This window comes from Rhodococcus pyridinivorans (assembly GCF_900105195.1).
In the GTDB taxonomy this organism is placed as follows: Bacteria; Actinomycetota; Actinomycetes; order Mycobacteriales; family Mycobacteriaceae; genus Rhodococcus; species Rhodococcus pyridinivorans.
In genome coordinates this window covers 745,023-769,497 of the sequence record NZ_FNRX01000002.1, presented here as the reverse complement: position 1 = coordinate 769,497, position 24,475 = coordinate 745,023, and the positions used below count along the sequence as shown (strand labels likewise).

Below are 24,475 nucleotides of genomic sequence, written 5' to 3'. Positions count from 1 at the left end.
AATCAGGCGGTGTAGAGACCTGCGCCCGCGCGGCTGAGCACGAGCTTGGGCACCACTGCCCGCGACGACAGCTTGAGCAGCGCGTCGACGATCTCGACGACGTCGTTCACCTCGATCATGGACTCGGCCGGAATCTTGTCCTTGATCCAGTCGGACATGTCGGTGTCGACGTATGCGGGTGCGAGCGCCGACGCGGAGATGCCGTTGCCGGACTCCTCGGCGTTGAGCGTCTCGACCAGGGAGATCAACGCGGCCTTCGTCGCACCGTAGGCGGCGAGACCGGCCTCGGCGTAGACACCTGTGATCGACGAGAGCGCAACGATCTTCGATCCGCGGGCCGGATCGTTCTCCGCCTCGGCGCGCAGCAACGGCAGCGACGCCTGGATGAGCGCGAACGGAGCGTTGAGGTTCACGGCGACCGTCTTGTCGAACCGTCGGGCCGGGAACTCGGCGATCGAGCCTGCCGTGCCGACACCGGCATTGAGGATCAGCGCCTTCATGGAACCGAACGCCTCGCGATGCGTCTCCACGACGCGGGCGGTGGCTTCCGGATCGGCGAGATCGGCTGCGACGGCGCGTACCTCCTTCGCACCCGCCTCCCGTAGACGCTCGGCGACACTCTCGAGGCGTTCCGCCCCGCGGGCACTGATCGTCAGTGAATAGCCGCGTTCGGCGAGACGGGTGGCGATTCCGAGGCCGATACCCCTCGAGGCTCCGGTCACGAGCGCGCTGGTCACGCGTGGGCTCCCTTCAGTGCTGCGAGTCCTGCTGCCACCAGGTCGGGCACGGCTTCACCGGCGCGGTCGAAACCGTCGCCGATGGTCGCCCCGGCACGCCACCGATGGTTGATGCCCTCCGCGATGACGGCGAGCTTGAGGTAGGCCAGACCCATGTAGAAGTTCCAGCTGGCGATGTCGCGCCCCGACGCCGTGGCGTAGCGCTGCACCAGATCGTCCGCCGCCGGCAGTCGTTCGCTCGACCATGCCGCCGGGAAGCCCAGGATGTCGTCGAGTGCCGGATGCCGGTACACGCACATCATGGCGAGATCGGTGAGCGGGTCGCCGAGGGTGGACAGTTCCCAGTCCACCACGGCGACAACGCGTGCCGGGTCGTTCGGGTCCAGGATGGTGTTGTCGATACGGTAGTCACCGTGGACGATCGACGGAGCGGGCGATTCCGGAATCGACTCGGCGAGCGCGGCGTGCAGCCGTTCGAGATCCGGCAGTTCCCGGGTCTTCACCCGGCCCCACTGGCTCGCCCACAGCTTCACCTGCCGGGTCACGTAGCCGTCCGGCCGGCCCAGTCCCCCGAGGCCGACGGCCTCGAAGTCGACATTGTGCAGTTCGGCGATGATGCGCACGAGTTCACCGACACAGCGGTCGATCTCGTCGTCGCCGAGCGCATCGAGGTCGGCCTTGCTGCGCACCACACGTCCGTCGACGAACTCGACGACGGTGAACGGCGCACCCATCACCGAGTCATCCTCGCACTGGGCGACGGTGGGCGCGACCGGCACACCGGTGCCCTTGAGCGCCGACGTGATGCGGAACTCGCGGGCGACGTCGTGCGCAGACGGGGTCAGGCCCGTGGTCGGGGGGCGACGCAGCACCCAGTGGGATTTCTCGTCGCGCAACCCGTAGGTGAGATTGGACTTGCCACCCGAGATGAGCTCCGCCCGAAGTTCACCGTGAACGGTCACACCGGAATCGGCGAGGAAACGCTCGAGAACGGCAAGATCGAGTCCCTCGTGTACGGCGGTCATTTCGCGGCCTCGCGGGCCGCCTTGCGAACGGCACCGACGGCGCGCTTGGCGATGGCCCAGCGGTGCACCTCGGACGGACCGTCGTATACGCGGAACGGCCGGACCTCGCGGGTGAGGCGTGCGATCGGAAGATCTTCGGAGACACCGAGACCGCCGCACATCTGAGCGGAACGGTCGACGATGCGGAAGATCGCCTCGGCGGCGAAGGTCTTGGCGATCGACGTGGCGTTCGAGGCGTGCGAACCCTGGTCGAGTTCCCAACACGCCTGCACGAGCAGCGCGCGGGTCGCGGCGATGTCGATCTCGTTGTCGGCGATCATCTTCTGGATCATGCCGAGATCGCCGAGGCGGGAGCCGAATCCTTCACGCTCCGAGACGTAGCGGACGGCGGTGTCGTGACCGCGGCGAGCGGCGCCGAGCCAGCGCATCACGTGCGTCATGCGGGCGGGGCCGAGGCGCACCTGCGCGTAGGCGAAGCCCTGGTCGACCTCGCCGAGCACGGCGGAGTCGGGGACGAACAGGTCCTCGAAGTCGACCTCGCAGTGACCACCGATCATGGAGCGGTCGAGGGTGTTGATGTGGCGACCGACCTTCAGGCCCGCGGTGTCGGCGGGGGCGAGGAACATGGTGGCGCCACCGCGCTGTCCGGGCTCGCCGGACGTGCGGGCCATGATGATGAAGAATCCGGCGCCGTCGGCACCGGTGATGAAGTGCTTACGGCCGTTGATCTTCCAGCCACCGGAGACCTTCTCGGCGCGCGTGTTCAGAGCGTTGGGATCGGCACCGGCACCGGGGGCGGGCTCGGTCATCGCGAAGGCCGAGCGCACGTCGCCGGCGGCGAGGGGCGCGAGGAACTGCTGCTTCTGCTCGTCGCTCGCGATGTGCGCGAGCATGTGCACGTTGCCCTCGTCGGGCGCGGCGATGTTGAGCGCGGTGGGACCGAAGAGCGAGTAGCCGGCCGCCTCGAAGACCGGGGCGCGGTCGGACATGTCCAGGCCGTGGCCGCCGTATTCGACGGGCGCGTGCGGAGCGAAGACACCGGCAGCCTTGGCGGCCTTCTGCAGATCCGCCCGGATCGCGTCGCCACCGGCCGCGGTGATGTCGCCACCGTGGGCGTCCTCGACGGGAAGCACCTCGTCGCGGATGAACTGCTCGGTCCGCGCGATGAGGTCCCGGACGTGATCCGAGTAGGACAGGTCGACCGCCATGCTGAGCTCCTTCCGTACCGACCGATCGATCGCTCGGTCGAGTTCACGGTGGCATATCCCCGCCATCGGGTCAAGCCCGGAAGGGGTGTCGGCTACTTCGCTCCGACCGCGTTCCGCGCGACCTGCAGGTAGCGGTGCACGATCTCGTCGGGAGACAACGAACCGTCGGGCCGGTACCAGCTCGCCACCGCGACGCACATCGTCGTCACGGCGCGACTGGCGTCCTTCGGATAGGGCGTGGAGAAGGTGCCGTCGGCGACACCGGCCTCGACGATCTCGTCGATCATGCACTGCTGCTCGTCGCGCAGGGCGACGAATGCACGGCGGGCCTCGGGTTCCATGCTGCGCATCTCGGTCGACGCCACGAACGCCTGATCGCGGCGGAACATATGGAAGCGCAGCAGCGACTCGACGACGGCGTCGAACTTCTCGGAGGGGGTGGGTCCGGCTTCATCGATCGCCTGCCGGCTGCGGGCGAGCAGGTCGTGCAGCACGGTGGTCGTGAGCGAGACGAGCAGCGCCTGCTTCGAGGGGTAGTGGTGGTACAGACCCGGCACCGACAGACCGGACCGCGACGCAACCTCGCGGATGGACGTGCCGTCGTAACCGCGTTCGGCGAACGCCTCGAGTGCAGCGGCGAGCGGCTTCGGCAGGTCGGTCGGGCCGTAGTCCCGCCAAGAGCCGACGTCGCCGGAAACCGAATCCTCACGCGTGTCCATGCTCAACACCGTAAGGGACGGCTCCGGCGACGTCGGCGCTCACAGGATCAGTAGTCGTCCTCGCCGTAGAGGACGAGACCGCGGAGGTTCTTGCCGGCGTGCATGTCGGCGTAGCCCTCGTTGATGTCCTCGAGCTTGTAGGTCTTGGTGACGAGGTTGTCGAGGTCGAGCTGCCCGTTCCGGTACAGCTCGAGCAACTTGGGGATCTGCGAGCGCGGGCCGGTGCCACCGAAGATGGCCCCCTGCAGACGCTTCTGCAGCAGCGTCAGCTCGAACAGGCTCATCGTCACCTGCGAGTCGGTGGCGTGACCCATGCCGACGACCACGACCTGGCCACCCTTGGCGGTGAGACCCAGTGCGGGGCCGATGATGTCGCCGGTGATCTCGCCGACGGTGATGACGGTGACGTTGGCCATCTGACCCCACGTGATCTCACCGATCACCGGTGCGGCCTCCTCGATCGACGCGAAGACATGCGTCGCGCCGAACTCCTTGGCCTTCTGCCGCTTGAACTCGACCGGGTCGATCGCGACGACGAACCGCGCCCCGGCGTGCGCCGCTCCCTGGACGGAGTTGATGCCGACACCGCCGACACCGATGACGACTACGGTGTCGCCGAGCTTGGTGCCGCCGATCTCGGTGGCCGAACCCCAGCCGGTCGCGACACCGCACCCGAGCAGGGCCGCCTTCTCGAGCGGGATGTCCTTCTCGATCTTGATGACCGACGCCTCGTTGACCGTGACGTACGGCGCGAACGTGCCGAGCAGGCACATCTGCAGCACCGGGTCGCCGTTCAGCGTCGCGCGGTAGGTCTTGTCGGAGATCGCCTGACCGGTGAGCAGGCCGGCACCCTCGTCGCAGATGTTCTGCATGCCCTTGGCGCAGGCCCGACAGCGGCCGCAGGCGGGGATGAACGCGAGGACGACGTGGTCGCCCTCCTCGAGACCCCGCACTCCCGGACCCACCTTGGTGACCACGCCCGCGCCCTCGTGACCACCGAGGACCGGGAAGGACGGAAGCGGTGTCGCCCCCGAGCGCAGATGCTCGTCGGAATGGCACAGACCCGAGGCCGCGAGGCGGATCTGCACCTCACCTGCGACGGGATCGCCGAGATCGATCTCCTCGATCTCCCACGGCTGGTTGATTCCCTTGACGACTGCTGCCTTCGTCTTCACCCGAGCCTCCTGAACCGAAAGTGTGTGTGATGTGCGTCACGGCATTCAAACACTTATCGGACGTTAGAGCAACGGGTTCTGACCTCTTCCACAGCGGGCAGTTACCCGCTACATTCGGTAACAGACAACTTCTCGTGAAGGGCTCCAGCCATGATTCACGTCCGCCACAGCGCCGTCGCAGACATCCCTATCGACCTCGCGTTCACCTACGTCGACGACTACCGGAACGTCCCCGACTGGATGTTCGGGGTGGCCCGCTTCCAACCCGTGAGCGAGCAGGTCTCCGGCCTTGGTGCCATCTACGACTCGACCATGCGGATCGGCCCCAAGGATCTCGACTCGCGCGTGGAAGTCGTCGAATGGGAACGCAATCGCGTGATCGTCCTCGACTCGATCGCCGGATTCCGCGCCGCGTCGTCATGGACCTTCACGGACCTCGGCGACGCGACGCGGCTCGACGTCGACTTCGGCTACCGACTGCCCGGCGGGATCGCCGGCCGCACACTCGGCATGCTTATCGAACCGATTGTGGGAACGGCGATCCGGCAGACCGAGCACGCGTTGCGCACGCGGCTCGGTCAGCTCGTCTAGGATCGGACTCAGAAATTGCCGCGCGCGGCCTGCTCCCGCTCGATCGCCTCGAACAGCGCCTTGAAGTTGCCCTTGCCGAAGCCGAGCGAGCCGTGGCGCTCGATCAGCTCGAAGAACACGGTCGGGCGGTCGCCGACGGGCTTGGTGAAGATCTGCAGCAGGTAGCCGTCCTCGTCGCGGTCGACCAGGATGCCCCGCTTCTTTAGCTCCTCGATCGGCACCCGGACCTCACCGATACGGGCGCGCAGCTCCGGATCGTCGTAGTACGCATCGGGAGTCGCGAGGAACTCGACGCCCTCCTCGCGCAACTGGTCGACCGCCGTGAGGATGTCGTTGGTGGCCAGCGCGAGGTGCTGTGCACCCGGCCCGCGGTAGAAGTCGAGGTACTCGTCGATCTGCGAACGCTTCTTCGCGATAGCGGGCTCGTTGAGCGGGAACTTCACGCGGTGGTTGCCGTTGCACACCACCTTGCTCATGAGCGCCGAGTAGTCGGTCGCGATGTCGTCGCCGATGAACTCCGCCATGTTCGTGAAACCCATGACGCGGTTGTAGAAGTCGACCCACTCGTCCATGCGTCCGAGTTCGACGTTGCCGACGACGTGGTCGAGCGCCTGGAAGATGCGCTTGGGTGCACCCTCGCGCTTGCGGTAGGTCGAGGTGCGCTCCACGTAGCCGGGCAGGTACGGGCCGTTGTAGCGCGACCGGTCGACGAGTGTGTGCCGCGTGTCGCCGTAGGTCGCGATGGCGCCGATGCGGACGGTGCCGTTCTCGTCGCTGATCTCGTAGGGTTCCTCGAGAACGGTCGCCCCCTGCTTCCGGGCATGCTCGATGCACTTGTCGACATCCGGGACCTGCAGGGCGATGTCGACGACGCCGTCACCGTGGAGGCGGTGGTGCTCGATCAACGGGCTGTCCGGATCCACCGCACCCTTGATCACGAATCGCACGGCGCCGCTGCGCAGTACGTAGGCGTGATGGTCGCGGTTACCGGTGGTGGGTCCGGAATAGGCGATGAGTTCCATGCCGTAGGCGGACTGGTAGTAGTGCGCCGTCTGCGTGGCGTTTCCGACCACCCACACCACGGCGTCCCAGCCGCTGACGGGGAAGGGATCCCGTTCGCTGTCGTACTCCACGAGACCGACCAGGCGCCGGAGTTCCTCGGCGTCGAGTTGAGCAAGTCGTTCGCTGTCGGTCAGGGTGTATTCCAGAGTCATCGCTGCAACCTCCTGCCGCTCACTGCGGCACAGTCGTTGTGTCGTGTGTCACCAGGAGAAACCCACCCGTCGGTTCGACGCAACGTCGCCTTCGGCAACTGGCCCGACTGACTGGAATTCGCCGGAATCTGCACACTCACCTATACAATCGGACTAGTTTTCGGCGCTCGATGGGAAGGAACCGCGATGCGCGAGCCTGTGCAGCTGGACGAATTGGATTTCGCCCTCCTCGAGGCCCTGCACGCCGACCCGAAGATCGGCGCGCTCGAGTTGTCCCGTCGATTGAAGGTCGCGCGCGCCACCGTCTCGGCCCGCCTGCGACGCCTCGAGGACACCGGGGTCATCGCCGGCTACGAACCCCGGATCAACCTCGCCGCAGCAGGTTTCGAAGTGCAGGCGTTCGTGACGATGGAGATCGTGCAGGGCGCGCTCGAAGACGTCACCGAGGTCCTCGAAGGCATCCCCGGTGTCCTCGAGGCGTTCGCCACCACCGGCGCGGGCGACGTCCTGTGCCGCATCGGAGCCGAATCACACCTCGGTCTCCAGCAGACCCTCATCGAGCTGAACCGCTCCTCGATCGTCGCGCGGTCCACGAGTGTGATGGTGCTGTCGGAAGTGGTGCACTACCGGGCGATGCCGCTGCTGCGCACCCTCGAGCCGGAACGATCCGCGAAGGCACCGGCCTACCGCCGCTGAACCGACCACGTCCACAATCCGTCTCCGACTAGCCGGATTGCACAGAAAAAAGCGCTTCGGGCATCCGGACCCTCCGCACGCTGCACAGTTCGATGAAGCACAGTTGCGCAGCATTTGTTACTGACGTCACAGTCTTTCGCCATGAAGAACCTGCTGACGCGATTCGAAGAAAAAGCCCCCGAGATCGTCTTCGAGTGGCACGACACCGAGACCACCGCCCGGGGCTGGGTCGTCATCAACTCGCTGCGGGGCGGCGCGGCCGGCGGCGGCACCCGCATGCGCCGCGGCCTCGACCGGCGCGAGGTCGAGTCGCTGGCGAAGACCATGGAGATCAAGTTCACCGTCTCCGGACCTGCGATCGGCGGTGCCAAGTCCGGCATCGATTTCGATCCGTCCGACCCCCGCAAGGAAGGCGTGCTGCGCCGCTGGTTCGCGGCCGTCACTCCCCTGCTGCGTGCCTACTACGGCACCGGCGGCGACCTCAACGTCGACGAGATGAACGAGGTCGTTCCCCTCACCGAGTCCAACGGCCTGTGGCACCCGCAGGAAGGTGTCGTCAACGGACACTTCGGCAAGGACGAGCGCCAGCGCATCCAGCGGGTGGGCCAGCTGCGACTCGGCGTCGCGAAGGTTGTCGAGGACGCGCGGTTCACCCCTGCCACCAGCACGAAATACACTGTCGCCGATCTGATCACCGGTTACGGCGTCGCCGAGTCGGTCCGTCACCACCAGCTCGTCTATCGGGGCACCGACCTCGCCGGCAAACGCGTCGTGGTGCAGGGCTGGGGCAACGTCGGCGCCGCTGCTGCCTACTATCTCGCCCAGGCCGGCGCCTCGATCGTGGGCATCATCGACCGCGACGGCGGCATCCTCGCACCCGAGGGTCTCTCCTTCGACGAGGTCCGCACCCTGCTGCTCGAGCGCGACGGTAACGCCCTGCACAGCGACCGCATGATCCCCTTCGACGAGGTGAACGCCCGCATCTGGGATCTCGGAGCCGAGATCTTCCTCCCCTGCGCCGCGAGCCGCCTCGTCACTCGCGAGCAGGTCGACCGCATGGTCGCCGCGGGACTCGAGTCGATCGCCTCCGGCGCCAACGTTCCGTTCGCCGACGACGAGATCTTCTACGGCCCCACCTACGAGCACGCCGACAAGTCCGTCGCCGTGATCCCCGACTTCATCGCCAACTGCGGTATGGCCCGGGCCTTCGCCCAGCTCATGGAGGGCGACGTGGAGGTCTCCGACGCCGCCATCTTCGGCGATGTGTCCACCACCATCGAGACGGCACTGCGCCGCTGCCACGACCGGTCGACCGAGCTCACCGGGCTCGCCGCGACCGCCTTCGAGATCGCACTGGACCAGCTGGTCCCGGCCGGGGAGCGCATTGATGACTGACACCCTGGCTACGGCGACGACCGGCGCCCAGGGCACCGCCGGGACGACGACCAGCGCCCAGAGCACCGCCGGGACGACGACCGGCACCCAAAGCACCGCCGGGACGACGACCGGCACCCAAAGCACCGCCGGCCTGCATCGTGCCATGCGGCCCCGCCAGCTCGTCATGATGAGCCTCGGCGGCGCCATCGGGGCCGGCCTGTTCGTCGGGTCGGGGGCGGGTATCGCCGTCGCCGGCCCGGCGATCCTGATCTCGTTCCTGGTGGCGGCCGTTCTCGTCGTGTTCGTGATGCGCATGATGGGCGAGATGGCCGCGGCCAACCCCGCCAGCGGTGCGTTCTCCGAGCACACCGAGAACGCGCTGGGCCCTGTCGCGGGACGGACCATCGGGTGGTTGTACTGGGTGCAGGTCATCATCGTGATCGCCGCGGAGGCCACCGGCGCCGCCGCGATCACCGCGGTGGCGCTGCCCGGCATCCCCCAGTGGGCGTCCGCGCTGTTCTACATGGTCGTGCTGACGGGCGTGAACCTGGTCGGCGTCCGCCGCTTCGGTGAGGTCGAATTCTGGTTCGCCGCAATCAAGATCGTCGCGATCGTCGGCTTCCTGGTGATCGGCATCGCGATGATCGCCGGGTGGATGCCCACCTTCGAGACGACCGGCTTCTCCAACCTCACGGCGCACGGCGGGTTCGCCCCCACCGGTATCGCCGGTATTGCCGCCGGCCTGCTCATCGTGGTCTTCGCGTTCGGTGGCACCGAGATCATCGCGATCGCCGCCGCGGAGACCGCCGATCCCCGTCGCAACGTGGGCCGCGCGGTGCGCACCCTGGTGTGGCGCATCCTCGTGTTCTACATCGGGTCGGTGCTCGTGATGGTGACGATCCTGCCGTGGACCTCCGAGGATCTCGCGACCGGTCCGTTCGTCGCCGTGCTGCAGGCCGGGGCCGTCCCGGGCGCCGCCGCGGTGATGACCGTGATCGTCGTGGTCGCGCTGCTCTCGTCGCTCAACGCGATGCTGTTCAGCGCTTCCCGGATGATCTTCTCGCTGTCGCACCGCGGATCGGCGCACCCCGTCTTCGGGCGGCTGTCGTCCAACGGCGTTCCCCGCAATGCGGTGCTCGCCTCGGTGGCGTTCGGCTTCGTCACGGTCGGACTGAACTATCTCTACCCCGACCGGGTGCTGCCGCTGCTGCTCAACGCCGTCGGCTCCACGATCCTGGTGCTGTGGACGTTCGTCGCGGTCTCGCACCTCGTGCTCCGTCGTCGCGCACGCCGCAACGGCACCGAGGATGCACTGCCGCTGAAGATGTGGGGCTTCCCGTACCTTTCGTACGCGACGCTCGGTCTGCTGGCCGGCATCGCGGTGCTCGCCCTGTTCGACACCGCTGCCCGCACGCAGCTGCTCGCGACCGGCGCGTTGACCGCAGCGATCGCCGGTACCTGCACGGTGCTGGCACGGCGACGCGCTGCGGCCGGGACGGCTCGGGTCGAGACGGTTCAGGAGCGCCAACCGTAGGGACGCGTGATTATCTCCATGAAGTGACCGGCGGGGTCGAGGAAGTAGGTTCCTCGACCCCCGTCGTTTCTGTTGATGCCGTGCGCCGACTGCCGGGGATCGGCCCAGTGTTCGATCTTCTGCTCGAGGATCCGGGCGTAGATCTCGTCGAACTCCTCCTCCGACACCAGGAATGCGTAGTGCTGCGGCGGATACTCCACATCCGGTGGCGGTTCGGCGAAATCGAGGGTGACGCCGTTGGCGAGTTCGACAGCGAGGAAGTGCCCGGCGGGCACCGGATCGGGCAGCCCGAACAGGGTGGTGAGGAAGTAGGCCGAATGCTGCTTGTCGTCGGCCGCGACGATGGTGTGGTTGAACGCAATACTCAAGGAGAACTCCTTGTGGTCCCGCGCCTCCATGCCTGACGCAGTCCGTCATCGACACGCGACGCTGCGTCCAGAGATACCTTCCGTGCCGGAGGGATGCAAGCGATGAGTTCTCCCCGCTTCCCGGGTCTGTACTCGGCGACAACCTTCGAAAGGGGACGACGATGAAGCTCACGGTGACGACCTTCGTATCGGCCGACGGTGTGGCCCAGGGGCCGGGTGGCCCCGACGAGGACCGCAGCGACGGCTTCGACCGCGGCGGTTGGGTGGTGCCGCTGTTCGACGAGGACACCGGCAAGTTCATCGACGAGGTGTTCTCGAAGGTCGACGCATTCCTGCTGGGCCGGAACACCTACGACGTCTTCGCTGCGTCGTGGCCGAACTCGACCGATCCCGACGATCCGGTCGCCCGTGCACTCAACACCCTCCCGAAGTACGTCGCCTCCACGACGCTCACCGCCCCCGAGTGGCAGAACACGACGGTCCTCGAGGGCGACGTGCCCACCGCGGTCGCGGAACTGAAGAAGCAGCCGGGACGGGAACTGCAGGTGCACGGCAGCATCCGTCTGGTCCACACCCTCTTCGAACACGGTCTCGTCGACGAGTACCGCCTCATCACGTTCCCGGTCGTCCTCGGTCAGGGGCGGCGGCTGTTCCCCGTCGGGGGTCGCGACACGAAGTTCGATCTCGTCGAATCGCGCACCACCTCGACCGGTGTCGTCATCACCGTGTATCGGCCTGCCGGACGACCCGAGTACGGACTCGCCGAAGTCGAGTGACCCGAAGTACGAGCCGGTCTGTATCGAGAGCTGCTCTGGCTCGCCTGCCTCATCATCTGTTCGAGACGGTTACGGACCTCGTTCCGGAACGGTCGGTCGGGCCCGCTCTTGGGGGCCGGTCAAGATAGCATCGGGGCGGGAACTAGGTCAGGACTGGAGATGCCCCGCAACAGACGTCCGCAGGATCGGGAAGAGAAACGCGCAGAGATCGTGGTAGCCGCCCGACGGTTGTTCGTCGAGGAAGGATACGACGCGGCATCGATGACGCGGATCGCCCGTGACGCCGGAGTCGTGTCGAACACGCTGTACTGGTACTTCCAGGACAAGGACTCGATATTGATCGCGGTCCTGGATGCGGTTCTGGCCGACTCGATGGCCTCCTACAGCGAGATACTGGGCTCGGGCCTGGCCGATCGACTCTTGTGGTTGGTCGAAGAATTGGAGCAACTGGGTCGGTTGGTGAGCACGGTGCACACACGCGCCGAGAAGTCCGCGTCCGTTCAGCAATGGCACCAGCAGTTCCACACACTGGCCGAAGGATTGTTCCGGGCAGAGCTGATCGGACTCGGCGTGCCCGCTGACGAAGTCGATCCGCTGGTGGCGATCGGCGTTTTCGTGGTCGAGGGCTTGCTGATGCACCCGACGGATCAGGCTCAGCGGCGCGCGGTGATCGAGACGTTGCTCAACAGCGCTCGCAGTCGTGCCGCAGCCACCGGCTGAGCACCTGATCTGCGCGTCCACGAACGCGGAGCGACCTACTGTGCGGTGCGGTCGAATTGCCTTTCCAGGAAATAGAGTTGGTCACGCACGGCGCGTTCGAAGTGGTCACCGACGTAGATGTCGAAGTGGTCACACACGTAGCTCTGAACCTGTACGTGCGCCAGACCCTGTGCGTGACGCTTCGTGGTCTTCGCGGGCGCGGCCGCGTCGTTGTCGCAGACACACAGCAACGTCGGAATGCTGAAGCGGGCCAGCGCACGACCGGGTCGATCGAGCGGAAGACGCAGCGCCAGCCGGGCAGCGAGGGCGTTGGCCGCCTCGAATTCGCCGTTCGGACCGCGCAGTACACCCCAGACGCTGTCGCGGCCGACCCCGGTCTCGGGTTCTTCCCTACCGTCGATCTCCGTCGGCTCGATGTTCTTCGACAGCTGAGCCCGCACCGACGGAAGTCGTTTCAACACCGCGCTGGTGCGCCGCGAGAGCCGGGTCCCCGCGGGCAGGAGTGCGGAAGCGCCGGCGAGGGCGTCGGGTGAGGCCACGAACGCGGGCATCCAGGACGTCCCCGCCATCGGCAACAGGATCGGCTTCGCGCCGAACCACGACCCGACCGTGTCGAGAATGCCTGCCACTGTCAGTGCCACCACGCTCAGCGGGCCGGTCCGTATCCGCGCGCGCAACGACGCCGGACCGTCGGTGAAGGGGCACTGCGCCACGATCGCCGCGATACGGGTGTCCTCGGAGGCGACTCGAAGGACATGACCTCCGCCGAACGAACTGCCCCACAAGGCGATCCGGTTGACGTCGACCTCAGGAAGTGTGCGCGCGAAGGCCAGAGCGGCATGCCAGTCGGCGCGTTGCCGGCCGATGTCGAGGATCTGACGCGGCTCACCGCCGCTGGCCCCGAGATGACGGTAGTCGAACACCAGCACCGACCACCCCGCGGCGGCGAACCGCTCCGCGTAGGCATCCAGGCGCATCTCCCGCACCGCTCCGAGCCCGTGCCCCATGATCACCATCGGGCGCGGACCGTTCAGGTCGGGTGCGGTGTACAGCCATGCCGCGCACTCGTCCTGGCCGGAGACGAACGAGACCTCGCGCCGCTGCACCGCTACCACCTCGCGCCGATCGGCAGACTCACCGATGTTCATGACTAGCACCCTCCCGCTTCACCACCACATTTCTTGGACGCCATCCAAGAAGGCGTGACGATTACGGTAAAGGCTTCTTGAATGCCGGTCAAGAAGGGAGGGCGAGGTGTACGTCGACGACATCACCGGACTCACACTCACCGTTGACGCCGGTAGTACGCTCGAGTGATCGGCAAGTGGCCGAGCGGGTTCTGTCGGGGAATCCGCTCGGCCCCTTCGCTTATCCCTCGTCGGGCAGAAATATGTCCTCGATTCGACGTCCGAACAGGTGCGCGATGCGGAACGCCAACGGAAGAGACGGGTCGAATCGCCCCTTCTCGATCGAGATGATCGTCTGGCGCGATACCCCGAGTTCGTCGGCAAGCCTCTGCTGCGACCATCCGTTCTCCGCGCGCAGGGCCGCCAGCGAATTCCGCACCCTCAGCCCTTCCGACGCTGCACGGCGTAGCGCACACCGAACGACGCGAAAGCCACGAGAATGACCGCCATCAGCGCGTGCAGGCCCTCGACCTCGATCGGAGCGAACGCCAGAGCGGTGCACCCCAGGCCCGTGACGAGAAGGATGTCGGTGAAAGCGCCCGAGGCGGCTTTCTCGTACCAGGACGACTCGACCGAATCCTCGGGCCGGTCCGTGGCGCCTTCGAGGGTCGACCGATCCACGAGGAGCACCCACGACAGGGCCGACAGTGAGGGTGCGGTCGCCAGCGCGACCGCCACGCCGGCGGCCACGGGATAGCCGGGCACCAGCCCCAGAGCAGCTACCACCGCTGCCAGAACGGCTGTGGCCAGGATTCCGAGGGCGATCGCCGGCGGTACCGCGCCGATCCACCGCGAACCCACCCGCACCTTGCCCCACTTGCTTCGCCCGACCACCGATCCGGCACCCCCGCTGTCCATCGTTTCCCCTTTCGCCGTAAAGCACACTTTACATGTAAAGGTAACTTAACAGTCCGTTCGGTGCGACAGAAACGAGGGGTTCCGTTCGGCCGGGCAGGTGTCATGATGGATCGAGCAGATCGACACGCCACCAGGCGAAGGGACTGCCATGAGCCTCTACAACGATCACGTCGTACCGCGACTGGTGAACATCGCCTGTGCACCGTCGTTCACCGAAGCGAACCGGAAACGAGTGTGCGCCGGCCTGAGCGGCCGCGTCGTCGAGATCGGATTCGGATCCGGCCTCAACGTTCCCTACTACCCCACCACCGTCGAGTCGGTCAGCGCCGTCGAACCCGCGGACCTCGGATGGAAGCTCGCGCGTTCGCGCATCGATGACTCCCCCGTGCGCATCGAACGATCCGGCCTGGACGGTCAGTCACTCCCGTTCGAGGACAACACCTTCGACAGCGCACTGTCGACGTGGACGCTGTGCACCATCCCCGATGCCGACGCGGCTCTGCGCGAGATACGTCGTGTCCTCGCACCGGGCGGCACCCTGCATTTCGTCGAACACGGACTCGCGCCGGACGAGAACGTCCGGCGGTGGCAGCACCGGCTCGAACCGATCCAGAAGCGCGTCGCGGGTGGTTGCCATCTGACACGACAAATCGCCGACCTCGTCCGCGGTGCGGGGTTCGAGATCCGCGAACTCGACACCTTCTACGAGGAGAAGACGCCGAAGTTCTTCGGTGCGCTGTCGCTGGGAGTGGCGACACCGACCGCGTGAAGGCGGATAACTGCACAGCAACGTTTGCACACTTCCGGGGACAGATACACGGTGTCGACATCGAGCACATGTCCACTATGTCCGCGATGATTGCATGCATGCCCTCGGACACCCTGCCACTCGCCACGCGCACGCTGCTGAAGCAACTCGACCTGGTCTGGCTCTTCACGGAACAACATGTCCTGCCGCGGATCGACGAGGCTGCCGTGCACTGGGAGCCGTCGTCGAACTCCGTGGGCGTCCGGCGGGTCGACGGGCGTCTCGTCGCCGACTGGCCGGACGAGACGGCCGAGGCCCTCCCCGAGCCCACGATCGCGTGGCTGCTCTGGCACATCGAGTGGTGGTGGACGAACACCGTGGCGGTCTGCAGTGGGGGAACTGCGGTCGGGCCGGACGCCTACGAATGGTCCGGCTCGACCGGCCGCATCCGGGCTCTTCGCACCGAATGGGCCGCGCTTCTCGAGACTGCCGACATCGAGAAGACGATCGTCGGCCTCATGCCCGAACCTTCACCTCTGTGGGAAGTAGCCGGGTGGGTCAACTTCGAACTGGCGAAGAATGTTTCGGAGATCAGTCAGGTACTGACGCGGAAGGCGAATACGCCGGGCTGATACTTCCTGCGTTTACGCTGGGACGATGCCCGCGATCGGAATGCGCGCGTCGACCGCCTGCCGGAAGTTGATCATCGCGCGTTCGAGGTGGTCGCGGTTCGTCACCAGCACAGCGCCCGTGGCTCGCCGTTCGAGCAGAACGTCGTTGGTGAAGCGTGCGTTCTCGACGGTAGAGGTCGACTGCGATTCCTCGGTGATGCGTTCAGGCGGAATGCCTCGCACGACCAGCCAGTCCTTCATGGCCTGCGCTTCGGTGACGCCGTTGCGCGGCACGCCACCGGTGACGACGATCGGAGATTCCGGATAGCGTTGCGCTGCACGGAGAGCTGCCTCGAGCCGTTCTTCGAGCACCGGCCGGATCTTGCCGTCATCGGTGAGTCCGGCCCCGAGCACGACGAGATGCGTACCCCGCGGATTCAGGTCGAGCATCAGCGGGAAGTGCGGTGTCAGCTTCTCGAGCTCGGTGCACGCGATGATCAGCGCGTCGATGGTTCCCTGGCACAGCGGGGTGACGGACAGTGCACCGTTCACGACGGTGTCGATTGCAGGAGTCGCCGCTGCCTGCCCCGTCGATACACCTACCGCGGCTGTGGCCGCGACTGCGGTCGCCACCACCGTGCGTCGCACAGCTCCCACGCGAGCCCCCCTTCTTCCCGGACATCGGCCGTGCCGCACTGTGCCATCTCGACGCGCACGTGTGGGAAGTTGGAGCTCGACGCGAAGAAGTATCACCATAGGCCGCGTCGGATTCGATGACGGCTGACAATCGGTTTTACATCCGAACCACTGGTCTATCCATGAACAAGCGCGACAATCGTTGCAAGAGGCGCCATTCGGACGAATCACTGCGCTTCCCGTACTTGCAGAACAGACAGAAACAGAACGTGTGTTCGAGTTGACGACTTCGCACACCCGTGCGACCATCCCTCCACCGACCTGAAAACAGGTCGACCCCGGAAGGTGCGCCAACACCTCACCGGGGTCTGGGCACAAGACAGATAGGGACTGTCATGCACCGTAGGGTGGAGTCTATCCACACGCCTTCGAGAGGCGTATTCCAGCAACGAGCCGCGAGCGCATTCGTCCGCGCCGGCCGACACACACCCGCTCCCCCGGGTTCACACCCGACGTTCTGACTTCCAGCCCTCCGATCCACCGTGATCGGAGGGCTCGAGGCGTTTCACCTGCATCGTCGCGCACGAGGGCCGTTCCGGTAGCCGAGGCGCGTCGACGCAGCTCGTCGCTCGTCTCCCACAGTCCGACGTCAGCGCGCCGACGCTGCGAGCCGGGGTCGTTCCCTGTCTCGAAACCGACTGGGCACCAGTATCCCTCGTCTCCACAGCTGGTGGTGGAGCACCCGATCGTGCGGGTCGACACGAACGACCGGGTCCAGTGCGAGCCGCACGTCCTCCGCGACGTGGGGCTATCCGTGCTGGCCGAGACGGTCTATCGGGGCATGGCGACCGGGCAGCCTTGGGGAAGGGGACGACGACTCAGGGACCCGAAGGGTCTCCGATCGGTCGAGGGCAGCCGCCCGCAGGGCGCCCGATTCGTTCCCGATCGAATTCATCCTCGTTGCGCGAACCCCGGGTGGAGTACTGTGATCGGAGCACGGGTCTACGGGAGGGGCCGACGTGACCGGCGTCGTTCAGTTCCGCGAGCGGGACGACACCCCGAAGGAACGGGCCTATTCCGGTCGGATCGCCTCGACGATCAAGGGTCTCGGACTGAAGGCCGCGATGGCGGGCCTGCGGGGTCGAGGCCCTACGGCCGGGATCGGTGGGATTCCCGAGGGGCGGCCGGCATCCGTCGAACACCGCCACCGAGGATCTCTCCCGCACGGAGCAACCGATGGCCTAACAACCGCTGAACTCGTCCTCTTTCAGAACCGACAGCACTGGGTCGCCTTCACCGATCGATGCTCCCACCGAAGGAGTCTGGTCGACGACGACCCAGTTCCTGTCCCACACCTGTGCGCGTCCCTGACCGGTCGCGTCGACGCTCGTGGAATAGAAAACGCCGGCGGCCTGGATAATGTCCTGTGCCGCTTGGAGATCCATGCACACGACGTTCGGCATCACGGCAACGGACGCCACAGCAGCGACCTGCGTGGTGGAAATCCTCGTTGCGGGAGCGGTCTCCGGAGCGACGGTCCGCGCCGTAGTGGCAGCCGACGTCGTCGATGGCGTGGTGGTCGTCGGTGCAGCGGCACGAGGAGTGGGTTGCGGGGTGGTGCTCGCGTCGTCCTTCGTGGGCGAGTCCAGCCCGTCCGAGATGTCGTTGATGATGCCCATGAAGACGAGCAGCCCGGCAACGGCAGCGGCGATAACGACTCCGCGGCGGATCCTCGCAGGCTTCGGCGGCGCAGGCGGCGGCGCCATCGCGGCCCGCACGTCCCCCGCCAGGAATGCGCGGTGACCGGCTTCGGCGCGGGCGGCGATCGCGTCCTGTTCGGCCTTGATCCGCTTGCGGCGGTCGCGCAGAGGCTTGCCGATCGCGAGATATCCCAGGCCGGCCGCGAATGCCACGAACAGGATCGCGTCGGCAAAGTTGCCGTTGACTACTTCCACGATCGCCAGCCACAGCGTGATGGCGGCGAACATCCCCGCTACGACGCGCAGGTAGGGGACGACGAACTTCATGTTTCTCCTTCAACCCGACACCAGGCCCCGCGTGCCGCTGCTTTCCCGACCGCACACGCGCTGAGTGCCCTCCTGAACTGGTGTCGGAGTACCGCCCCTCGTCGTTACGGGAGGCCGTTGATGGAGGTCATGCGGCCATGGTGGGTGCGATGGCCTCCATCTGCTCGATAACGAGCTTGGTAGCGCTGGTGCGACGGTCCGGCGGTCCGGCGGTCCGGCGGTCCGGCGGCGCAGACCTCACCCGCCCGGGTCCACATCTCCGACGGCGTGTTGCGTCGCACCTTGAAGAACGTCGCCGAGTCGTTCCCGGCCGCACAGTTCGTCGACACGGCCTTCGGCCCGTTCGGCGTGCTTCTCACTCGCGCATCCGACACCATCGGGGCACACGTCGCGGCCCTGCTCGCAGCGGACGAAGCACGCCGCGAGGCGGCACTCGAAGCGCGCCCGCCGCTGGTGGTCGCGACCGACGCATCGAAGGCCCGCAATCGTCGCGGCACCGGACTCGGCTGCGTATCGAACGCCGGTGCACATCACATGCGGATGGCCTGCGACGCCCGCTCGATCCTCGAGGGCGAATTGCTCGCGATCGACATGGCAATCGCTCGCTTCATGCACCGCAAGTTGCACATCCTCACCGACAGCCGGCTTGCCCTCGCCTGCATCGAGGGCACTTACGAGGGCCGTCCCGAGATCGCGGACGTCGTGGAGCGCATCCGGAATCGGATCAAGGGTCGCACTGTCGAGTTCTCGTGGGTGCGCGGGCACAGTGGACACCCGCTCAACGAGGTCGCCGATCGGCTGGCGGTCGCGGCGAGGCGCTGCCACGACGCGAACGTTTCGCCGGAGGTGGCGTCGACGATCGCGAACAACATCGTCGCTTCGTTGAAGAACCCGCTTCCCGAAACCGCTTGACCCGAACAAGTTCCACGAATCGCAAATAGGAGACCCAATGAGTACTCGAGATTTCGACCAGCGCTACAACGCACATCTGATCGCGTCGCTCGCCGCAAGCGTCGGCATCATGCTCGGCAGCATCGGCCCCTGGGCAAGCTTCATGGCCTTCACCAAGAACGGCCTCGAGGGGGACGGCATGATCACTTTGATCCTGGGCGTACTGTCTGCCGTCGCGATGTTCACACTGTTCTCCCGGGGGGTCGGCCGGCGGGACCGTTGTTCGGTGGGTCGCACCCGCCGCGAGTGTGATCTGCCTGGGTATCGCGATCTACGACATCATGGACGTCTCGTCGCACACTGCCGAGTTCTTCGGAGAGACTATCGGCGTCCAGATCGGCTGGGGATTGTGGTTGGTGGTGATCTCGTCGGCAATCCTGTTCCTGACGTCGACGACCGTCGCGAAGAAACCCCGCAATCGCGATGGCATCCCTCCCGGGAGCGAGGTTCGCAACTGAAAGGTGAGGCTCACAACCCAGATGGTCGACCAGCAGGGTTGTGAGCCTCATCTTCAGGTTGTCTACCTCTCGAAAAGCTTGCTCGGGCACAGCAACATAGGCAGTGGGACGAGTGAGATGTACCCTGGCAATCTGCACACAACGGCGCAATCCTCCGCCCTCGACCGAGGGCAGCAGAGTGCGAAGTGGTCATAGGTGCGCGCTATTACGCGCTCTGCTGACCGTTTCGCGCTCCGCTGTCGGGGTCGGTGAGTGCGGGATCCCGCGAGGTGTCCTTCAACGCCACCCCCGAGGCCCCCAACTGCCGCGCCCCGTTCACGAGGGCCGCGACGACGCGCGCCGCGTGCTCGTAGGTCATCCCGCCGGGCGGGTGGATATTCGACACGCAGTTGCGTTCGGCGTCACTGCGTCCCGGCGTCGGGTGGTGCGTCAGGTACACGCCGACACTGTCGGCCACCGACAGGCCGGGCCGTTCGCCGATGATCACGAGCATCGTCGTGACGCCGAGCCGCTCACCGATATGGTCGCCCAGCGCGACGCGGGCCTGCGTCGCGATCACCGGTGACGCCACGGTCAACCCGGGCAGGGCAGCGACGATCGCCGCGAGCAGATCGGGTCCGTGGGCGTCGAGAGCGGTGGACGACAACCCGTCGCACAGCGCGATACCGAGATCGGCCTCCATGCGCGGCAGCGTGGTCCCCTCGGCGAGCTGCCGGCCGAGGTCGGGGCGACGCAGATACGTACTGCGATCTCCTGCTGCGCTTTCCACGATCAACTGCTCACCGAGCCCGAGATCACGAACCCGCTGAGCCAAGGAATGCACATCGAGCGGGACGTGCACGGCGTCGCGCGCCTCGGCATGGGCCGCCACGAATTCCAGATGACGGCGCGTCGGGATGCTGTTCCCGGTGCGTCCCAGGCCGATCCGTGCCTGGGTGTTCCGGCGCAATTCGTCCCACAGGTCGCTCACAAGGCACCTCCGAGTGCGCGCAGAGGGGAGGCGCCGACGTCCACCGGCAGGATGCGACCGATATCGTCCGCCATCCCCTGCCTGCGTAGCCAGTCCTCGAACTCCGGTGCCGGCCGCAGGTCGGCGGCCTCCCGCACGTACAGCGCGTCGTGGAACGACAGCGATTGATAGCCGAGCATCACGTCGTCGGCACCCGGCACGGTGATCACGAATGCTGTTCCGGCAACGGCCAACAGGGTCAGCAGGGTGTCCATGTCGTCCTGATCGGCCTCGGCATGATTGGTGTAGCAGACGTCCACACCCATAGGCAGGCCGAGGAGTTTGCCGCAGAACTGGTCTTCGAGACCCGCGCGGATGATCTGTTTGCCGTCGTACAGGTATTCCGGTCCGATGAACCCGACGACGGTGTTGACGAGCAGCGGTTCGAACTCGCGCGCAACGGCATACGCGCGCGCTTCGAGGGTCTGCTGATCCACCGGCCTGCCACCGGTTCCGAAATGGGTTCCCGACGACAACGCCGAACCCTGCCCGGTCTCGAAGTACATGACGTTGTTGCCGACGGTCCCCCGTCGCAGCGACCTGCCGGCCTCGTTGCCCTCCCGCAGCACTGCGAGGTCCACCCCGAAGCTGCGGTTGGCGCCCTCGGTGCCGGCAACGGACTGGAACACCAGGTCGACGGGTGCGTCCTTCTCGATCAGATCGATCGTGGTGGTGACGTGGGTGAGCACGCACGACTGGGTGGGGATCTCGAATCGCTGCCGGATCTCGTCGAGCAGGTGCAGCAGGTCGGACACGGCGTGCGGCGAGTCGCTCGCCGGATTGATGCCGACGACCGCGTCGCCGCATCCCATCAGCAGGCCGTCGAGGACGGACGCGGCGACCCCACGCGGGTCGTCGACGGGATGGTTCGGTTGCAGGCGCGTCGCGAGCCGCCCGGGCAATCCGATGGTCGTGCGGAACGCGCTGGTCACCGTCGCAGCGCGGGAGACCGCGATGAGGTCTTGATTGCGCATGATCTTGCTGGTCGCCGCGACCGTCTCCGGGGTGAGTCCCGGCGCGAGTGCCGCGAGCACGTCGGCGGAGTCCGGTCGGGCCGCGACCTCCAGGAGGTGGTCGCGCAGTTCCCCGACGGTCATGTGCGAGACCGGCGCGAAGGCCGTCGCGTCGTGGGTGTCGACGATCAGCCTGGTGACCTCGTCGGTCTCGTACGGGACGACTGCCTCGGTGAGGAAGGTGGTCAGCGGGAGGTCGGCGAGGGCCAGCTGTGCCGCGGCGCGTTCGGCGTCCGAGGTGGCGGCGCATCCGGCGAGTTCATCGCCCGAGCGGCGCGGGGATGCTTTGCCGAGCAGATCGACGAGGCCGTCGAAGACGTAACCGGTTCCGCCGAGCTGTTGTCGGTAGATCGTCATCGAGGCCTCCCGCGCAGGACCGGTTCGACGGATGTGAGCACGCAGTGGAGTGCAGCATTCCACTTTTTCGCTGTCGTGTCCGGCGAGTGTCGCGAACGAAACGTCGCTGGTCGTCGGTTCCTAGCCTCGCTGGTACCAAACGTTCGTCACCCGCTGCGCCATGTGCCGCATCCCCGCAGCGGTGGGGTGCAGTGCCTTCGCCAGCGACAGCGACTGCCGTCCCTCGTAGAAGCGCTGCTCGGAGGGCGCACACGCGTCGTGTCCTTCCGATCCCGCCATGACGTCGACGAACTCGGCACCGGCCTCGCCGGCGGAGCGGGCGAGTACTCGGTTCATCCGCACGAAGAAGTTCGTCACGAAGGAGGCGTCGGCATCGCTGGTGGGGATGTTGGGCCAGCAACCCCGGTTGCCGAAAACACCGCCGTGCCCGACCAGCAAAACCCGTGCGCGTGGTGCGCGTTGCTGGACGGCGGTGAGTGTCGCGGTGAGCTTCGGTCCGAGTGCACTCAGGGCGGTGTCCATGCGCGACGTGGTGCCCGGATCGGTGCGGCAGTGCGCATCGCCGCCCGGAAGCTCGGTGTAACAGGCCGAGACGAGCCCCGCCCAGCCGACATCGTTGCCGCCGATGCTCAGCGTGACGAGATTCGTGTCCGGAGGGAGCGAATCGATCTGCGGCGGGACCGATCCGGTCGACGTCTGCTGCGGGACGGACGTGATGTGCTCGGTGCGTGCACCCGAACACGCGACGTTGGCGAAGCTGACGGTCTGAAGCGAACCCGCGACGAGGTTCGGATATCCCGCATCCGCGCGGGCACATCCGCTGAGCATCGCCGCTGCGTCGAGGTAGGGTCCGGCGGCACGCGAGTCACCGAGCGCGACGTATCGGATGCCCTGCTCGCTACCCGGGTCGCTCATCGCGGACACCGGCCACACCATCGATGCAGCTGCCATGCCGGCGACGATCCCGGCTCGCACAATCGTCTTCATCCAGACCCTCCGGCAGCGTGGTTCTCCCGGGCATGAGATCGGCACGAATTACAAACGCGTTACGAGCACCGGGTGAAGATCACGGATGAAGCTCGGGCACACATCCTCCCACCAGCGCATTCTGTTTACTCCCCCCTTCGAACGGCTACCGTCGACCTGTGACCGTCCACAAAGTTCTCGACGGCCGCTACGAGCTGAGCGGTCTGCTCGGCGTGGGCGGCAGCGGCGAGATCCACGACGGTTGGGACACCCGCCTCCACCGGCCCGTCGCCGTCAAACTGCTCGGACGGGAGGTCTGCAGCAGACCGGACGTACGACGTCGTTTCGAAGTCGAGGCCCGGGCCGCCGCGGCCCTGAACCACCCTCGCATCGTCGCCGTGTACGACACGGGTGAACACGACGGACGTCCTTACATCGTTATGGAACGGCTCTCCGGGCGGACCCTCGCCGACGACATCACCCGCGGACCCCTACCCGCCGATCGGGTGCGCACGGTGCTCGCCGGAATTCTCGAGGCGCTCGTCGCCGCGCACGGTGCGGGGATCCTCCACCGGGACATCAAGCCGGCGAACGTGCTCATCACAGAGAACGGCGAGATCAAGGTCGCCGACTTCGGTATCGCGAAGAGCGTCGGCGACGACCTCACCCACACCGGTGAACTCGTGGGGACCGTCGCCTATCTGAGCCCGGACCGCATCACCGGACACCCCGCGTCCGTGACGGACGATCTGTACGCGGTCGGGGTCGTCGGCTACGAGTCCCTGTGCGGGCGGAGGCCGTTCGCCGAGGACAACATCCTCGCGCTGGCACGGGCCATCACGCACGACCGTCCGCGGCCACTCGCCGATCTCCGCCCGGACGCCCATCCGGGGTTCGTCGCGGTGATCGAACGGGCCATGGCACGAGAGCCTTCCGACCGGTTTGGCAGTGCGCACGAGATGCTCGTGGCATTGCAGAATTCCGACGGAAACCGCGCTGCGACAGCCTTCCTTCCGGCGAGTGAGATCGGCGGACCGACGACCACTGCAGGCACGGACCGTTCCCGTGGAGTTCTCGTCGCAGCGGGTCTGACGCTGGTCGGGGCGCTCGCCGTGGGCGGTCTCGCACTCGGATTCGGGCGGGGCGCTTCCCCGCCGGCGGCCACACCGGAGACGCGGACGCCGGGCATGTCCGCATCGACGCCCGAGCGGGTACCGGCAACCACCGAGCTTCCTGCGACCCCCGAATCCACGGTCGTCCCGGCGCGCACAGCGGACGAGACCGCCGTGGTTCCGCCCGTCGTGCCCGCTCCGGAGACCACTCCCGTCGCACCGCCTGTGGATGCCGGGCCCACGAGGTCCGAACCCGAGTCCCGCGGGAACAGCGGACCCGGCAACAACAACGGTAACGGAAACGGAAACTCGCAGGGGAACAACGGGAACCACAACGGCAACAACGGCAATGGGAACGGGAACACCGGCAACGGGAACAGTGGCCGCGGTAACGGGTGAGAT

26 protein-coding genes are annotated in these 24,475 nt (G+C 66.6%); 11 read left to right on the top strand and 15 right to left on the bottom strand.

The window, feature by feature from the left end:
* Positions 1-2 precede the first annotated feature (2 nt).
* The 5 genes from BLV31_RS04375 to BLV31_RS04355 form a co-directional block, all read right to left on the bottom strand.
* Positions 3-737 (bottom strand): SDR family NAD(P)-dependent oxidoreductase, encoded by a 735-nt coding sequence (locus BLV31_RS04375; RefSeq protein WP_064060401.1) that lies wholly within the window; start codon positions 735-737, stop codon positions 3-5.
* Complete coding sequence (locus BLV31_RS04370; RefSeq protein ID WP_064060400.1) at positions 734-1,762, bottom strand: phosphotransferase family protein; 1,029 nt, start codon at positions 1,760-1,762, stop codon at positions 734-736. The genes BLV31_RS04375 and BLV31_RS04370 overlap by 4 nt, the downstream gene beginning before the upstream one ends.
* On the bottom strand, positions 1,759-2,970 hold the full coding sequence (locus tag BLV31_RS04365; RefSeq protein WP_006554684.1) for an acyl-CoA dehydrogenase family protein: 1,212 nt from the start codon (positions 2,968-2,970) through the stop codon (positions 1,759-1,761). Before BLV31_RS04365 ends, BLV31_RS04370 begins: the two co-directional genes overlap by 4 nt.
* A 92-nt stretch (positions 2,971-3,062) precedes the next feature.
* Complete coding sequence (locus BLV31_RS04360; RefSeq protein ID WP_019288267.1) at positions 3,063-3,689, bottom strand: TetR/AcrR family transcriptional regulator; 627 nt, start codon at positions 3,687-3,689, stop codon at positions 3,063-3,065.
* Positions 3,690-3,736: 47 nt separating this feature from the next.
* Positions 3,737-4,864 carry an NDMA-dependent alcohol dehydrogenase gene (locus BLV31_RS04355; RefSeq protein ID WP_006554686.1) on the bottom strand — a complete coding sequence of 376 codons (1,128 nt, stop codon included), beginning with the start codon at positions 4,862-4,864 and terminating at the stop codon, positions 3,737-3,739.
* A gap of 150 nt (positions 4,865-5,014) precedes the next feature.
* Between BLV31_RS04355 and BLV31_RS04350 the strand changes: the two genes are divergently transcribed.
* A complete protein-coding gene (locus tag BLV31_RS04350; protein WP_064060399.1) occupies positions 5,015-5,455 on the top strand; it encodes an SRPBCC family protein in 441 nt (146 codons plus the stop codon).
* An 8-nt stretch (positions 5,456-5,463) separates the two neighbouring features.
* On the opposite strand, the gene hppD is transcribed toward BLV31_RS04350, so the two are convergent.
* Positions 5,464-6,669: a 4-hydroxyphenylpyruvate dioxygenase gene (gene hppD, locus BLV31_RS04345; RefSeq protein ID WP_064060398.1), complete on the bottom strand. Its 1,206-nt coding sequence runs from the start codon at positions 6,667-6,669 to the stop codon at positions 5,464-5,466.
* 186 nt (positions 6,670-6,855) lie between these two features.
* On the opposite strand from hppD, the gene BLV31_RS04340 reads away from it, so the two are divergent.
* The 3 genes from BLV31_RS04340 to BLV31_RS04330 all read left to right on the top strand — a co-directional run bounded on the left by BLV31_RS04340 (position 6,856) and on the right by BLV31_RS04330 (position 10,276).
* On the top strand, positions 6,856-7,365 hold the full coding sequence (locus BLV31_RS04340; RefSeq protein ID WP_006554689.1) for an Lrp/AsnC family transcriptional regulator: 510 nt from the start codon (positions 6,856-6,858) through the stop codon (positions 7,363-7,365).
* A 141-nt stretch (positions 7,366-7,506) separates the two neighbouring features.
* Positions 7,507-8,760, top strand: a complete 1,254-nt coding sequence (locus BLV31_RS04335) for a Glu/Leu/Phe/Val dehydrogenase dimerization domain-containing protein (protein WP_033097445.1) — start codon at positions 7,507-7,509, stop codon at positions 8,758-8,760.
* Positions 8,761-8,905: 145 nt separating this feature from the next.
* On the top strand, positions 8,906-10,276 hold the full coding sequence (locus BLV31_RS04330; protein WP_024102304.1) for an amino acid permease: 1,371 nt from the start codon (positions 8,906-8,908) through the stop codon (positions 10,274-10,276).
* Here the strand turns inward: BLV31_RS04330 and BLV31_RS04325 are convergent.
* Positions 10,258-10,674, bottom strand: a complete 417-nt coding sequence (locus tag BLV31_RS04325; protein ID WP_006554692.1) for a VOC family protein — start codon at positions 10,672-10,674, stop codon at positions 10,258-10,260. The two genes, BLV31_RS04330 and BLV31_RS04325, sit on opposite strands and share 19 nt — an antisense overlap.
* A 131-nt stretch (positions 10,675-10,805) precedes the next feature.
* Between BLV31_RS04325 and BLV31_RS04320 the strand changes: the two genes are divergently transcribed.
* Together BLV31_RS04320 and BLV31_RS04315 are read left to right on the top strand one after the other, a co-directional pair.
* Positions 10,806-11,420 (top strand): dihydrofolate reductase family protein, encoded by a 615-nt coding sequence (locus BLV31_RS04320; RefSeq protein ID WP_033097447.1) that lies wholly within the window; start codon positions 10,806-10,808, stop codon positions 11,418-11,420.
* Positions 11,421-11,579: 159 nt separating this feature from the next.
* On the top strand, positions 11,580-12,140 hold the full coding sequence (locus BLV31_RS04315) for a TetR/AcrR family transcriptional regulator (protein WP_019288261.1): 561 nt from the start codon (positions 11,580-11,582) through the stop codon (positions 12,138-12,140).
* A 35-nt stretch (positions 12,141-12,175) separates the two neighbouring features.
* On the opposite strand, the gene BLV31_RS04310 is transcribed toward BLV31_RS04315, so the two are convergent.
* The 3 genes from BLV31_RS04310 to BLV31_RS04300 form a co-directional block, all read right to left on the bottom strand.
* Positions 12,176-13,288 carry an alpha/beta hydrolase gene (locus tag BLV31_RS04310; protein ID WP_064060397.1) on the bottom strand — a complete coding sequence of 371 codons (1,113 nt, stop codon included), beginning with the start codon at positions 13,286-13,288 and terminating at the stop codon, positions 12,176-12,178.
* Positions 13,289-13,508: 220 nt separating this feature from the next.
* Positions 13,509-13,706, bottom strand: coding sequence for a helix-turn-helix transcriptional regulator (locus BLV31_RS04305; RefSeq protein ID WP_006554696.1), 198 nt, complete (start codon positions 13,704-13,706; stop codon positions 13,509-13,511).
* Positions 13,707-13,708: 2 nt separating this feature from the next.
* A complete protein-coding gene (locus BLV31_RS04300) occupies positions 13,709-14,185 on the bottom strand; it encodes a hypothetical protein (protein ID WP_006554697.1) in 477 nt (158 codons plus the stop codon).
* Positions 14,186-14,333: 148 nt separating this feature from the next.
* Between BLV31_RS04300 and BLV31_RS04295 the strand changes: the two genes are divergently transcribed.
* The gene (locus BLV31_RS04295; RefSeq protein ID WP_006554698.1) at positions 14,334-14,954 is read left to right on the top strand and encodes a class I SAM-dependent methyltransferase; all 621 of its coding nucleotides are present in this window, start codon (positions 14,334-14,336) and stop codon (positions 14,952-14,954) included.
* 98 nt (positions 14,955-15,052) lie between these two features.
* The gene (locus BLV31_RS04290) at positions 15,053-15,565 is read left to right on the top strand and encodes a DinB family protein (RefSeq protein ID WP_033097554.1); all 513 of its coding nucleotides are present in this window, start codon (positions 15,053-15,055) and stop codon (positions 15,563-15,565) included.
* 12 nt (positions 15,566-15,577) lie between these two features.
* Here the strand turns inward: BLV31_RS04290 and BLV31_RS04285 are convergent, their stop codons facing one another.
* A complete protein-coding gene (locus BLV31_RS04285) occupies positions 15,578-16,192 on the bottom strand; it encodes a YdcF family protein (protein WP_024102311.1) in 615 nt (204 codons plus the stop codon).
* A 1,229-nt stretch (positions 16,193-17,421) separates the two neighbouring features.
* Positions 17,422-18,207 (bottom strand): PASTA domain-containing protein, encoded by a 786-nt coding sequence (locus tag BLV31_RS04275; RefSeq protein WP_064060396.1) that lies wholly within the window; start codon positions 18,205-18,207, stop codon positions 17,422-17,424.
* A gap of 267 nt (positions 18,208-18,474) precedes the next feature.
* Here BLV31_RS04275 and BLV31_RS04270 point away from each other — a divergent pair, with 267 nt between their 5' ends.
* Positions 18,475-19,119: a ribonuclease HI gene (locus tag BLV31_RS04270; RefSeq protein WP_072740449.1), complete on the top strand. Its 645-nt coding sequence runs from the start codon at positions 18,475-18,477 to the stop codon at positions 19,117-19,119.
* A 37-nt stretch (positions 19,120-19,156) separates the two neighbouring features.
* Positions 19,157-19,660 (top strand): hypothetical protein, encoded by a 504-nt coding sequence (locus tag BLV31_RS24620; RefSeq protein WP_139192932.1) that lies wholly within the window; start codon positions 19,157-19,159, stop codon positions 19,658-19,660.
* Between the two features lie 161 nt (positions 19,661-19,821).
* Here the strand turns inward: BLV31_RS24620 and eutC are convergent, their stop codons facing one another.
* The 3 genes from eutC to BLV31_RS04250 form a co-directional block, all read right to left on the bottom strand.
* Positions 19,822-20,586: an ethanolamine ammonia-lyase subunit EutC gene (gene eutC, locus BLV31_RS04260; protein WP_064060393.1), complete on the bottom strand. Its 765-nt coding sequence runs from the start codon at positions 20,584-20,586 to the stop codon at positions 19,822-19,824.
* The gene (locus BLV31_RS04255; RefSeq protein WP_064060392.1) at positions 20,583-21,995 is read right to left on the bottom strand and encodes an ethanolamine ammonia-lyase subunit EutB; all 1,413 of its coding nucleotides are present in this window, start codon (positions 21,993-21,995) and stop codon (positions 20,583-20,585) included. Before BLV31_RS04255 ends, eutC begins: the two co-directional genes overlap by 4 nt.
* Positions 21,996-22,115: 120 nt before the next feature.
* Positions 22,116-22,982, bottom strand: a complete 867-nt coding sequence (locus tag BLV31_RS04250) for an SGNH/GDSL hydrolase family protein (RefSeq protein WP_064060391.1) — start codon at positions 22,980-22,982, stop codon at positions 22,116-22,118.
* A gap of 158 nt (positions 22,983-23,140) precedes the next feature.
* On the opposite strand from BLV31_RS04250, the gene BLV31_RS04245 reads away from it, so the two are divergent.
* A complete protein-coding gene (locus BLV31_RS04245; protein ID WP_064060390.1) occupies positions 23,141-24,472 on the top strand; it encodes a serine/threonine-protein kinase in 1,332 nt (443 codons plus the stop codon).
* The last annotated feature ends 3 nt before the right edge of the window (positions 24,473-24,475 follow it).